The organism is Pseudarthrobacter siccitolerans, from assembly GCF_001046895.1.
Lineage (GTDB): Bacteria > Actinomycetota > Actinomycetes > Actinomycetales > Micrococcaceae > Arthrobacter > Arthrobacter siccitolerans.
Genome location: NZ_CAQI01000027.1, coordinates 68,684 through 81,072, shown reverse-complemented (window position 1 = coordinate 81,072; position 12,389 = coordinate 68,684). Strand labels below are relative to the sequence as shown.

Below are 12,389 nucleotides of genomic sequence, written 5' to 3'. Positions count from 1 at the left end.
GCTCCGATGCGAGGACGCCTCAACAGGCGCCCTCTGCGCAACCCGGACCTCAAACGCGGGCCTTTCCTCAACGGTGCTTCCAACACTCAGTCGGCATTCCCTTGCACGGGCGTCGACAGTGCACTGGACAACGTCATCGCAAGTCCCCCTCGTCATCGCAACTCCCCCCTCCATTACACAAATGCGCTCTCACGAAAGGTCTTCCATGCACATCGGAATCATCGGAGCAGGACCGTTCGGCCTGACCTTGGCCCAGCGACTGAGTCGAGCTGGCAACCAAGTCAAGATCGCCAATTCGAGGGCCCCCGAGACCATCAATCCGCGCACCCTCCACACGGGCACCAGGCCGGTGTGGGCAGCCGAGGTCGCAACAGATACCGATGTCATCATCGTGGCAGTCAACTTCGGAAGAATTCCCTCAGTGGTCGATTTCGTTCGTCAAGCTCCAGCAGAAGCTGTGCTCATCGATGTAACGAACTACTTCCCGACAATCGATGGCGTCATCAACGGGCTGGGCAGCGGTCAGACCGAGAGCCTCTGGGCGCAGACTCAATACCGGCGCCCGCTCGTCAAGGCATGGAGCACCATCATGGCAGAGTCGCTTGCAGACAAGGCCAGTGAAGCGGGGACCATCGGACGCATCGCGCTCCCGGTGGCCGCCGACGATGACGGACACCGGATGATCGCCATGACCCTGGTCGAGCAGACAGGGTTTGACGCGATCGATGCAGGGAAGTTGGCCGACTCCTGGCGTCTGCAAGCAGGCACTCCGGCGTATTCGACCGACCTCACCGCGAACCAACTGCCAGCCGCTCTCCGCAACGCCGACGCACGTCGCGCGTCCTTGCGCCGAGACCTCATGCTCGCCGTCATCGACGAACGAACTGAAGCAACTGGAAATCGGCCCGACGCCGATTTCATAGTCGCACTCACTCGTCTGCTCTTCCAATAACCCGAGCTCAAACCGACGTATCCTCAAAGAAGACCCCACTCGGCCGGACATGTCACCAAGTCATATCTGAGATAGAGAAGTTCCTTCCTTCTACGAGGGTCACGGCACCACCAACGGACACAGCTGCTGTCTCAGTGTTCGACCCAACCATCGCTAGTTTCTTTCCCGAGTACCGGGTCGCCGCTCAGCCGAGCTGGGACGCCAAGATCACGAAGTCCTAGGTTGGGCGGCCAGATTCGTCAACGGCCGCGGAGGCCACTTCGATATCTGCTATCCCGCCCCACTTGTTCGGCTCGCGCTGATGATTGAAGTGGGCCTCCGCACGTGGTCACTGTTATGGGTGCTCGTCAGTCGCGGAGTCCGGCTCTGCGCATCAACGGGAAGATCCGTTCGTTCATGCGGTCAAGGCCCTCATCGTAGTCAACGAGTCCGACGCAGGTTCCGCTGATTCCCGTGTCTTGCAGTTTCTGAAGCCCATCGACGATCGTCTCGGTCGTGCCCACCAGGGGAACGAGGCTGGCGCGGAAGAAGGTCTTGATGGATTTGTCCTGCTTGTAGTCGTCGGACTGATTGTAATCATCCCAGTCGAAGCTGCGGCTACCTCCGTCCCGGATAATGTGCTGGTATCGAAGGGCGCTCTCCCAGTCGCCCTTCGCCTCGATGTACTTGACGTAGTCGTTTGCTACTTTTCGGTGTCCTTGCAGATGATGTGTACACCCGACCAGAGGGCGAGATCGCGCCTGCCTGCCCCGTCGGCGTTTCTGCGCAATTTCGACACTGCCTCTGCGCTGCGCTCAACATTGATCGCAGCGAAGAGAATATTTGCGTGGTCGAAAGCAAACTTCTGGCCAGCGGGGCTTGCATCCACACTCATAACCATCGGGCCAGGCGACTGCACGGGATTGGGATATGACTGAACGCCCTCGAGGTGGAAGAACTCACCCACGAAGTCAAACGCGTAGTTCTCGCCTTCGTCAGCCCAGAGCCGCGCGACGCTAGTCATCCACTCATGGGCGAGATCGAACGCCGACCGTGTTCAGCGATCTCCATGCCAAACATATTGAATTCTGGTTTGAAATAGCCTGCTGTAGCGTTGAGCTCCATCCGGCCTCCGCTGATGTGGTCGACCGTTGCAACCATCTTCGCTGCCATCACGGGGTGGATAAATGGGATGAGGCACGTCGCGAAAATCTGGATACTCTGTGTTGCTGCTGCCAAGCCCGGGTGAAGGTCTCGTACTGCCGCCCCCAAGGGCGATCCGGGCCCGAAAGGCTCTGCCAGCGGGCATTTGGGATAACCCCTCAACGCCATACCGATCTGCCTCGTCGCCGATCACACGGTGGAACGCGATCAACTCGGCCTATGATCGCCAACCCCACCAATTTCAAGGTGGCGCTCTTCGGGGCGAACGTGACAAGAGGACAGGGACCTGAGGGAAGGGGACGAACCGTAGAGGCATCCCTAAGGTTGAGAGTGTTCACAATTTCTCCTTTGAAATCTTCGTGTCAGCTTGTCCTGCCGGCTCTCGTACAGAATTGAGTTATGAGTGGGCCACGGTCGACCGGCAGGGGAATACACGGAAGTACGTCTTAGTAGACCCCCTAGCCTTTGGCTGACAGTATCTGCTGGCCGTTTGGCGTACTTTGCTACTGACGACCCGACGAGGACTTTGAACCGAATCCAGCTTCTTCGATGAAGGAGAGGAAGAGAGAGGCCATTAAGGAATGTTGCGCCAAGATGCCGAGCTCATTTGGATCGGTCATCTGCCACTCCCAACTGGTGTGCGGGCAATTTCCCAGGGTTCCTATAGGCGAGTGAAAGATTCGCAATGATTGATGGCGAAAGTAGGCTGCGGTGAAATTAACGTCGTACCAAAACTTGCGGGTACCGAACTTCAGCGTTCACGCATTGCGCGGGCTGCTCGAGGACGCAGGCCTCGACTGGCGCGGTGCACTCGCGGAAGCGGACATTGACATCGATGCTGTGAACCGTCCCGGAGGGACCATTCCTGCAAGGAAGGAACTTGCCTTCCAACTCCAATTCGTTGCCCGCACGAGAGACCGGGTAGATCTCTGGATCCAAGCCGCACGAGCTTACACGCTGTCTTCAATGGGTGATCGCGGAATGGCCCTACTAACGGCACCGACCGTTGAGGCATGGGTAATGCTCGTGTGCACAACAGACGTAGGCTATGGCCTTCACGACATTGAGCCTCTCCGGACGCCGGAGGGCACGCTAACGGGGATTGAGCTCAGCTACCGCAGTGTGCCGGCGGAATTGGTGCCGTGGGCCGTCTACCGCGACTTCTGTTGGATCGTCCGAACCCTTTCGTGGCAGTACGGCGAGCCTTTTCCGTGCACGCGGGCAGAATTCCCTCTGGCAGAAATCTCTGCTGAAATTTCGACATACCTGCCCTCCAGCGTCAGCTGCGGCTCCGAGAATTTGCGTATTTGGTGGGACCCTGCAGCATCAACACGCGAGCTTCCCTTCGGAAACGCCTTTCAGCATGAAACATGGATCAAATCGGAGAGCCGGATTATTGACGCTCTCAGAGCAAGCGGGGATTGGTCCGCCACCGTCGCGAAGGCTATAAGGGACGCGCCCCAGTACAACCGCAATCTGGAAAATGTCGCGGCAGCGCTACACACCTCCCCTAGAACTCTCCAACGCAAGCTCGCACTCATAGGCAGTAACTTCGCCCAGATAAGGGACCAGAGCCTGACCGACCTCGCCTCGGAGATGCTCTCGAAGACAGGGCACTCTGTAGGTCAAATATCCCGCGAGCTGGGATACACAGACCCAGCTAGTTTCACCATCGCCTTCAAGCGGTGGAAGGGGGTGCCGCCGAAGGCGTACAGAGAGGCTGCCCAGTACAAAAAAGCCCACACTCCAGATGAATACTTCCCCAAGCGTCCAGCTTGATCCTGTTGCCGGGTTGCTTACCTCGACTGGTGAGCGTCTGGGTCTGGAAGGCCTTCCGCAGCGCCGGTGCCAGCTCCTCATGGTTAGGTTCGATGACTATGCGGTAAAAGACCCAAGGCCGTGAGTTTTTTCCGAGGGATCTGCCGTCCCAGCTGATTCTCACGGTTCTACTCGACGACGTCGATAAACCGGTGGGTGTCCTCCGTGGGACGGAGCAGTGGACCAGTCCTTTCCGGAGGTATGGTCCCGAGGAGCCCGGTGCCAAGGGGCAGTGGAGCTGGTGGAAGTGCAGCATGTCCCCGCAGGGAGAAGGTCCCCGGGCCAGGGCGCCAGAAGCCCGCCTCCGGCGTGAAACCCGGCACGGCAGGACGGACTTTTCCAAGAACTGCTTGGTGCGCTCCACCACGCCTTGCCCTCCTGATCCCAAGGTTGGCCTTGTACGATTTGGTTTGCAAGTACTCTGGCAGCCAGCGCTGCGGTGGGCAGTTGTTCCGTCGGCCTATGCCGGTAGTCGCCGAAGCCTGCGCCGACGGTCCATGGCACCCTGGGTTCGTTCGGCGATGACCGCCCATGCGCAGTGGTGGCCGGTTCCTTCTGCGCTGATCCGACTGCAGCGAGCATCTCTGCTCGGATGAGGTCCGTGCAGCACACAGGCGTCCTCGGTTTCAGCCGCCAGGACTCGGCAAGGAGACCCGCGGCGAATGCGTCGAACCCGGTGGATGGAACCAGCTTCATAACCACAGCGCAAAGATGGTACTTATCGGCCGCTACAGGGGTGGCATAAGGTCCATGGTGCCTGGCGCCGTCATCAGTTCGTCAGCACCTGAGGCTGCGTCACCGGAAGATGGGGAGAAGCAGTGGTCGGCGTCTCATGGCAGGTTGTTTGCGCTCATGAGCGGCCAGCGGGGAATCGGAATGCTCATGTGCGTCACCGACGATGTGGCGTACTTAGTTCACAGGGAGTACGCACGTCTCGCCGACGCCGCTGGAGGGCCAGCGGCGTCGGCGCGAAAGCAGATGTCACTGTTTGAGATGTTGTGGTCTCATGTCTGTGGCGGAGCAAGACTCCCATCTCGGGAGAAACTGGCTCGAGCCCCGGACAGCGACCCCTGCCCGATTAGTAATTTCTGGGATCAAGCTGTGAACCCGCCGTCCACTGGGAGGGTCACGCCCGTAATCATCCGCGCCTGGTCAGAGCAAAGCCATACGGCGGCGTTGGCCTGGTCCTCGGGCTCCAGTAAATCGCGCATCGGGAGAGACGCATACATGGCCTCCTTCACCTCCGGCGGTTGGTGTTCAAGTGCGCCTGTGAGCATGGTGGTCGCCGTGGGACCCGGGGCAAGGGCATTCACACGGACACCCTTTTGCCCGTAGTCGATCGCGCCGTTCCTGGTTAGGCCTATGACGCCGAACTTCGAAGCGTTGTACGGGGGGTTGCGGGGGATGCCGATCAGACCGTTACTCGAGGATGTGTTGACGATCGCGCCGCCACCGTTGGCCTCCATCGCGAGGACCTCATACTTCATGCAATAGAAGACGCCGTACAGGTTGATCTTCATAACGCGATCGAAGACTGCGCTATCCATCTCACCGACAGGGGCGAAGCAACCCCCGTCAATGCCTGCGTTATTAAAGGCGAAGTCCAGCGTGCCGTATGCACCTACTGCGAAATCGACTAGCGCCTTTACCTGCTCCTCTTCGCTCACGTCGCACCTGAAGAATTCGGCTTGCCCACCGGCCTCCTTAATGAGGGCAACAGTCTCCTTGCCAGAATCTTCGTTGTAGTCCGAAACAATCACCTTGCCACCGTGATTCGCGAAGGCGATCGCACCTGCGCGCCCAATACCAGAACCCGCGCCGGTCACGAGACCGGCCTTTTTCTCCATCAATTGCATGTTGTAGCCCTGCTCTCATTCGTCTTTTGGGTTGAGCACGCGGACCGACCACGCGTGAGTGTGCACGTTGGTTACAAGCCCGGTTCCACTGCTGGGATGTCGGTTCCCGGTCAGCCACCGCGGCGTACTCCGCGAGTGACCTCTTCCGGCATTACGGCGCCCGGATCCATAGAGATCGTGCGGCTCTGGAGGTACTCATCCACACTCGGAGATGTTCGGCGCCAGTTCGTGCGAACGCTTCTCGCTTCCTGTCGCGATGCGACTGAGTATTCCGCCCGTTCGGCAGGGCTCAGCCGGGGCCAAGGGCCCTCGTCGAAAGCCTTGCGGGCAGCGGCGACCGGGCCGTCGATGTCTTCCCGCGATGCGACGGGGAAACATCCAGCCCGCTCTTCCGACCGTGGGGAGATCACGTCATAGGATCGGTCGGACTCGGCGGCTCGCCAGGTACCGTCGATGAAGAAGGAGTCGCGCTCAATCGTCTGCATCAGTAGCCCTTCTTGACGGTGTTGCCGGCATCGACCGGCAGGGAGATGCCTGTGATGAACTTGGCGTGATCGGAAGACAGCCAAAGGACCGCCTCGGAGACGTCGCTCGATTCGATCCAGGGCAGGTCCGGCAGCGCGTTAAGGGAGGCGAACGCACCCCGTACGTCGTCGACCCCGGGATTCTCGATGTGCGGAGCGAACATGTCAAACAGGGCTTGGTTCCTGATCATGCGTGTGTTGACGTTGGTCGGGCACACGGCGTTCACCCGGATGTTGTGCGGGCCAAGGTCCTGCGCGAGCACCTTCATGAGCCCGATCACGCCGTGCTTCGACGCCGAATAAGCGGCGGTGTTCGGGTAGGCGATGATACCGGCCGTGGAGCTGGTCATGATGATAGATCCGCCTTGACCCCGCTCAATCATCGACGGCAACGTCGCCCGCGTGGTGTTGAAGACGCCCGTGAGGTTGATATCAATTACCTCGCGCCAGTTCTCCTCGGTCACCTCCCAGGAGACCGCCCCAGAGCCGACTCCAGCGTTCGCACACACGATGTCGATGTGACCGAATGCCTCGAGGCCCTCGTCCACGACCTTCTGCACCTGGGCGAGCTCGCGCACGTCGCCTACTCCGGCCACGATCCGGCCGCCGAGGCCTTCGACGAGCCGCACCGTCTCGTCGAGGTCGGCCCGGGTCGCCAGGTCGTACTTGATTGTTGTGACATCTTGTGAACAGATGTCAAGGGCAATGATGTCGGCCCCCTCTTTAGCCAGGCGGATGGCGTGCGAGCGGCCCTGGCCGCGAGCAGCCCCCGTTATGAAGGCAACCTTGTTCTCGAGCAATCCCATGTCTCTCCTTTGTGAACTTCCTAGGACCATCGATCTACTGCCACTACAGGACAACGTCATCGGCGGTAATCCGCTGAGGATCGGTCTCGGTGTCGATCGCGTGCAGGTCCGTGATGCGTCGCGGTGCGAAGACCAGCCACAGCACGATGAAGACAAGGATGGAGGCGCCCATTCCCAGATATACCGCCACGAACGTCTCCTGCGGAATGAATCCCTGGGGTCCAGCATTTAGCACGTTCAGGATGACCGCCAAAACGATCATCGAGCTCACGAACTGCACGATGGTCTGCATCCCAACGGTGACGGCCATGTTGTCCTGGCGACCGGACGCGGCGACGAGCGTGTAGCCGACAGTCAGGAAGCTCAGCACGGTGAGCCCATAGAAGAACACCCACATGTAAAAGATCCATGACGGGGTCTGCACAAAGGCGAATCCGAGGTAGAGGACGAAACCTGCGATGCCGGAGATGACCAGCACCCACTTCGGGCCAAGACGATGGAGGCCCCAACGGGTCCAAACATAACCTAGGCATGACCCGGGGAGCATTGCGAGCAGGACATAGGCGGACTCGAGGGCGGACATGCCGTGCCCGAAGCCAGACTCGGGCGGCGTCTGCAGCAGCAGCGGAAGCACGACGAAAAGCCCTTGGGCCGGGATGGTAGCCGCGAGGAGGGTCATATACCCGACTACTGCTTGGCGCACATCCATGTCGCGGAACGACATGATTGGCGCCTTCGCATTCCGCTGTTGGAAGACCCAGGCGACGAGTACCAAACCGCCTACGATGAATCCACCCAGAACGATCGGCGATGACCATCCGCGGGTTGGACCCTCGCTGATGCCGATCAACAGCGCGGTGACCCAGAGACCGAGCCCGATTGCCCCGAACCAGTCGACGGCCGAGCCCGCCAGCGCGGCTTCGGACGTCTCGGGTGCAGCGAGTGCGAGGAGCAACAGCGTGGCGTAAGCCGCGAAGATCACCCAAAAGACGCTCTGCCAAGGCAGCCCGAGGCTGTGAAAGAACCCGCCGATGACGATTGCGAGAGGCGTGAAGATCGCCATGACGAGTGATAAAGCTAGCGCGGAGAGTCTAATCCGGTCGGCAGTAGCCCGCGGGCGCAGCAACCCCCAACTCAGGGGTATGGACGCCGCTGTACCTCCCAAGAAGCGACCGATGACCAGCGGCCAGAAGCCTACGACGGTAGCTGCCAGGAGTGACCCCAGCATCGCCAGGATAGTGACAGCAATGAGTACTTTGCGGTGCCCATACGTGTCCCCGAGACGGGTTGTCAGGCCGATGGAGACGGCGGTGCCTAGCATCATGCCGTTCAGGACCCAGCCGATCTCAGATGCGGTCAACTGCGATTCTGCCGCGATAGTGCCCACCAGCGGGTAGAGGATTCCGTACTGGACGTCAAGGGCGATACCGCTCAGCATAAGCAGCGCGACAACGGTGGGAACCCCCCGTGAACGGGCCTTGGCCGGTGAGACCGATGTATTGGTTGAAGTGGGGGACATGTGATCGCTTTCTCGTTGCTTTCCAGGGCCGTCAACGGCGACGGCAAAACACTTGTCAGCGGTGTCACACTTCAACGGCATCGTTGAGTGTGATGGGCTTCACCTTTTTGTATCAACGAATCCCAGTAAGCATTCATAGGAAGAGGCGCCAACGCTCTTAGATAAGGCGCCAATGCGGCACGGGCTGTCCTCGCCGCCGCCCGGGTCTTCGGCGGCAGGCTGACGGGTGGGTTCTGAACAACAACTTGCCATAGCTGCTGCCGACGCGCGTGTCTGACGGATTGGTTTGCACTTCAAACCCTGAGCGTGAAGCGCCGGGAATGGGCCACCGACGGCAGGTTCCCCGGACGGTGGGACGACTTGCACGGAAACTTCGGACTGTGTACGCCGGCAGCATGAGGGCGGGCCTACTCGAGGTACTGGCCGATTTCCGCCTCGATGTCAGGATCGCGGTGATGGACAATATCGTCGAGGACAACGAAGATGCTGTGCTGCATCCGGGCAGGTGCTCCGGGAATGGCTTGATGCCCGTGCGGCGACGTCTGCCGAATTGACTGGCAACTACTGCGCCGTGACGGACTCCCGGTCCATCGCAGTCCTTCATCCGCACTTTATCGGCATGCCCCTCAGCCTCGGACTCTTAGACCTGGACGCCGCAGCCCTACCGCTAACTCGCGTGCTAGCTGCGGGGTCCTGATCACGAAAGCCGTATGGAGTTCATAAAGAAAGAACCCCATTAGGGAGACAACCGTCAGCCTGGCTACACCTCAACCTGACAAACTTCCATGCTCGTCTTGACTTCTTATTGAGACAGGCCTAGAACTCAACCTGACGGGCGCAGGGTTGGAGGCAATAAGTGGCCGGACAGCGGATCGGGTACGTGCGGGTCAGCACGCTGGACCAGAACGAGAAACGCCAGCTTGAAGGCCAGGTTTTGGACCGGGTCTTCAAGGACAAGGCTTCGGGCAGGGACACTTCCAGGCCGGAACTGACCGAGCTGTTGCGGTTCGCCCGCGACGGGGACACCGTAGTGGTGCACAGCATGGACCGGCTCGCGCGCAACCTCGATGACTTGCGCGCCATCGTCCAGGGCTTCACCCGGAAGGGAGTGCGGGTGGAGTTCGTCAAGGAGAGCCTGGTCTTCACAGGTGAGGACTCCCCCATGGCCAACCTGATGCTCTCAGTCATGGGCGCATTTGCCGAATTCGAACGTTCCCTCATCCGGGAACGCCAGCGGGAAGGTATCGCCCTGGCCAAGCAGCGCGGCGCGTACAAAGGGCGAAAAAAGACCCTCACACCGGAACTGGCAGACGAGCTGGTCCAGCGCGCTGTCAGTGGCATTCCAAAAGTTGTTCTTGCCCGCGATTACGGCATCAGCAGGGAGACGGTCTACCAGTACCTGCGCCATGCCAGCCCAGCGGGAACCCACTCCCCCGCCGAGCCACCCTTGCTGTAGCTTACGGAATCTCCACTATCCGGCGACGCGTGTCAGTCACGCTGGAGATATGCCAGCATCTCTGGAGTAGTGAGCAGGACGCGTGGCGAGGAAGCCTTGCTCTGGATAATGATGCCGTCCAGCTTCTGGCTGGCATCCAGTAGCTTTGCGACCCACGGGGCCCGTTGCTTGTTCACGTAGCCGATCTTCTTGGCAGGGCGACCGGCGTGGATGGCGACGGCGTTGTTGTCGTGTTCATTGGCTGGTTCGCGGACGGCTTGGACGCGCTGGCCGTTCCGGAATTTGAACGGCTTCTCCGGGTCTTCATAAAAGCCCATGCCAACCACGCGGAACGCGAAAATTTTGAAGTGCCGCAGGGCAAGAATGTTGTAATCAATCAAATCCCCGTTGGGCAGAGCCAAGTCGAGGCCGTTGTTGGAGGGTACCAAGCTCAGCGGCGGCATACCGTCGGGACCGGCCACCAGCTGGTTCTTCGCGGCTGCCCGCGGAACGTAGCCCGCACGAAGGCTCTTGACGCTCTGGCCTCCGGCCGCGGCTCTGGCCTTCTCCGCATCATAGTTGCGCCCTGCCGGCGGCCGCCCGGGCTGCGCCACTGGACCTGGCGTCACAGCAACGGTCTGTCCATGTGCAGGTTCCGGCGGAGCCGCCGACAGCTGCGGCCCCGGGCCCGTCGCTAATTTTGACTGCCTGCTGAAAGCTGCCTCTACTCTCTCCCACATCCCCATGTGCTGAATGTATCGACGCTGGAAAACAAGAGAGTGTCCGAACCGCTGGACGCAGTTCGGTTCTTGGAAATGAGCTGTCCACCAGCTTTACAGAACGTCGGTTATCGGCTCTTTAAATTGGGTGGGGGAGGGGCCGAAAATGGGGCGCTCGTGGCCTCAAGCCGGGTCGTTTCTTTGCCCCAAGTGCCGGGATCAAACCGGGCAGCCTAGGCGCCGCCAAAACCATCACCCGGTACGGGCGGGTGGACCTGCTCTGCATCGACGAGCTCGGCTATATGGAACTCGACCGGCGCGGCGCCGAACTCCTCTTCCAGGTCCTCACCGAACGCGAAGAGAAGAACTCCATCACGATCGCCAGTAACGAGTCCTTCTCTGGGTGGACGAAAACCTTCACCGACCCCCGCCTCTGCGCAGCGATCGTCGACCGGCTCACCTTCAACGGGGCCATCATCGAAACAGGCACCGACTCCTACCGCCTCGCTCATACTCTTGCTCAGCCAGGACTCGGCTATAGACCAGCGCCGCGACAAATGCGTGGTGGCTATCTGCCTCTGCGCGGTGCTGCCGCTTGGTAGACGATGGCGGCGGCAACGTCCTTCAGCTTGACGTTGTTGTTGCTGGACATCACCTGCAGTCGGTTAAAGGCCTCTTCGCTGGTGCAACGGTGCTGAGCCATGAGAATGCCCTTGGCCTGCTCGATGCCGGCCCGGGACCTCATGGCTTCCTGCAGTTGCTCCACCTCTTTGCGCGCGGAGTGATAAAGGCTCGATGTCACCATGGTCGCTGCCGAGTACTCGGTGAAGCGCTGTTTCAGGTCGGCGTCAGACACATCTGGATCAGCACTGAGGTAAGCCAGGAGGCGGACGAGATCCTCGCGGTGCTCGGTCACGTCGCGTATCTCTTGCAGGAAAGCGACCACATGACCCTCCTCATCCAAAACAGGATTATTGACCGGGCTCCAGTGCCGCTCCAGGAACGCGCCGGGGCGCCCAGGATCAGGGATGTCGAACCGATGAAGGAACATGCTGTCCCTCTTCCCGGTTCTCTTCACACGCTCAAGCGACTCGCGCATCACCCTGGCCGGTTCCTGCTCTGCCTGGGACGGGTTCTCGCCGAACACCTCGAAAGCCTGGTGCCCAACAAGATCAATGGAGGGGATTCCCACGAGGTCGACGAACGCGGGATTCACGGCGAGGATCACGTACTCGGGATCCATCAGGAGTACGCGGAGGACGTTGCCTCAAAGAGGCCTCGAGCATAATCGTTGATCCGATCAACTGATTTCCCCGACCCGCCCACGCCTGCACTGTTGTACTGTTCCATGGTCGCCGTCCTCTCCCTACCCGGTACCTCAGCATCCTTCGTCCGGCTTGGAAACGGAAGCGTGATCATCATGTCAACGGTGGGGTCCGAATTGACCTCTTATCGACGGTGTCAAAAGGATCGGGTTGCCGCGGGGAACCTCACGCCCACAATCCTCTCATTGAGACAGATCTTTTTCGGCTTACCATGAGGATCAGAAGCTACCCTGATGGTAAGCAGTGTCTGCTGGGGCTATTCCGTTCCCCAGGGGTGTTCTCGTAGGGACAT

At 60.1% G+C, this 12,389-nt stretch carries 11 protein-coding genes and 1 pseudogene; 4 read left to right on the top strand and 8 right to left on the bottom strand.

Features of this window, described 5'->3' with window-relative positions:
- Window positions 1–205 precede the first annotated feature (205 nt).
- Window positions 206–952, top strand: coding sequence for an NADPH-dependent F420 reductase (locus ARTSIC4J27_RS02000; RefSeq protein ID WP_050053545.1), 747 nt, complete (start codon window positions 206–208; stop codon window positions 950–952).
- Window positions 953–1,634: 682 nt separating this feature from the next.
- Here the strand turns inward: ARTSIC4J27_RS02000 and ARTSIC4J27_RS23370 are convergent.
- Both ARTSIC4J27_RS23370 and ARTSIC4J27_RS23365 read right to left on the bottom strand, forming a co-directional pair.
- Window positions 1,635–1,955: an LLM class flavin-dependent oxidoreductase gene (locus ARTSIC4J27_RS23370; protein WP_050053544.1), complete on the bottom strand. Its 321-nt coding sequence runs from the start codon at window positions 1,953–1,955 to the stop codon at window positions 1,635–1,637.
- The gene (locus ARTSIC4J27_RS23365) at window positions 1,952–2,263 is read right to left on the bottom strand and encodes an LLM class flavin-dependent oxidoreductase (protein ID WP_083435265.1); all 312 of its coding nucleotides are present in this window, start codon (window positions 2,261–2,263) and stop codon (window positions 1,952–1,954) included. The genes ARTSIC4J27_RS23370 and ARTSIC4J27_RS23365 overlap by 4 nt, the downstream gene beginning before the upstream one ends.
- Window positions 2,264–2,860: 597 nt before the next feature.
- Between ARTSIC4J27_RS23365 and ARTSIC4J27_RS01985 the strand changes: the two genes are divergently transcribed.
- A complete protein-coding gene (locus ARTSIC4J27_RS01985) occupies window positions 2,861–3,874 on the top strand; it encodes an AraC family transcriptional regulator (protein ID WP_161799524.1) in 1,014 nt (337 codons plus the stop codon).
- Window positions 3,875–5,007: 1,133 nt separating this feature from the next.
- Here the strand turns inward: ARTSIC4J27_RS01985 and ARTSIC4J27_RS01980 are convergent.
- The 4 genes from ARTSIC4J27_RS01980 to ARTSIC4J27_RS01965 all read right to left on the bottom strand — a co-directional run bounded on the left by ARTSIC4J27_RS01980 (window position 5,008) and on the right by ARTSIC4J27_RS01965 (window position 8,618).
- Window positions 5,008–5,760, bottom strand: coding sequence for an SDR family NAD(P)-dependent oxidoreductase (locus ARTSIC4J27_RS01980; protein ID WP_235436484.1), 753 nt, complete (start codon window positions 5,758–5,760; stop codon window positions 5,008–5,010).
- Between the two features lie 119 nt (window positions 5,761–5,879).
- Window positions 5,880–6,254 carry an aldehyde dehydrogenase family protein gene (locus ARTSIC4J27_RS23455; RefSeq protein WP_050053540.1) on the bottom strand — a complete coding sequence of 125 codons (375 nt, stop codon included), beginning with the start codon at window positions 6,252–6,254 and terminating at the stop codon, window positions 5,880–5,882.
- A complete protein-coding gene (locus ARTSIC4J27_RS01970) occupies window positions 6,254–7,099 on the bottom strand; it encodes a mycofactocin-coupled SDR family oxidoreductase (RefSeq protein WP_050053539.1) in 846 nt (281 codons plus the stop codon). Before ARTSIC4J27_RS01970 ends, ARTSIC4J27_RS23455 begins: the two co-directional genes overlap by 1 nt.
- Before the next feature lie 43 nt (window positions 7,100–7,142).
- Window positions 7,143–8,618, bottom strand: a complete 1,476-nt coding sequence (locus ARTSIC4J27_RS01965; RefSeq protein WP_050053538.1) for an MFS transporter — start codon at window positions 8,616–8,618, stop codon at window positions 7,143–7,145.
- Between the two features lie 856 nt (window positions 8,619–9,474).
- Between ARTSIC4J27_RS01965 and ARTSIC4J27_RS01960 the strand changes: the two genes are divergently transcribed.
- Window positions 9,475–10,074, top strand: a complete 600-nt coding sequence (locus tag ARTSIC4J27_RS01960; protein ID WP_050053537.1) for a recombinase family protein — start codon at window positions 9,475–9,477, stop codon at window positions 10,072–10,074.
- 32 nt (window positions 10,075–10,106) lie between these two features.
- Here ARTSIC4J27_RS01960 and ARTSIC4J27_RS22690 read toward each other — a convergent pair whose 3' ends face one another.
- Entirely contained in the window at window positions 10,107–10,535 is a 429-nt protein-coding gene (locus ARTSIC4J27_RS22690; protein ID WP_161799523.1) for an HIRAN domain-containing protein, read from the bottom strand.
- A gap of 479 nt (window positions 10,536–11,014) precedes the next feature.
- On the opposite strand from ARTSIC4J27_RS22690, the pseudogene ARTSIC4J27_RS01950 reads away from it, so the two are divergent.
- Window positions 11,015–11,374, top strand: a pseudogene (locus tag ARTSIC4J27_RS01950) (ATP-binding protein); the annotation flags it as partial.
- Here ARTSIC4J27_RS01950 and ARTSIC4J27_RS01945 read toward each other — a convergent pair.
- Complete coding sequence (locus ARTSIC4J27_RS01945) at window positions 11,341–12,015, bottom strand: ANTAR domain-containing protein (protein WP_050053535.1); 675 nt, start codon at window positions 12,013–12,015, stop codon at window positions 11,341–11,343. The pseudogene ARTSIC4J27_RS01950 and the gene ARTSIC4J27_RS01945 sit on opposite strands and share 34 nt — an antisense overlap.
- Window positions 12,016–12,389 lie beyond the last annotated feature (374 nt).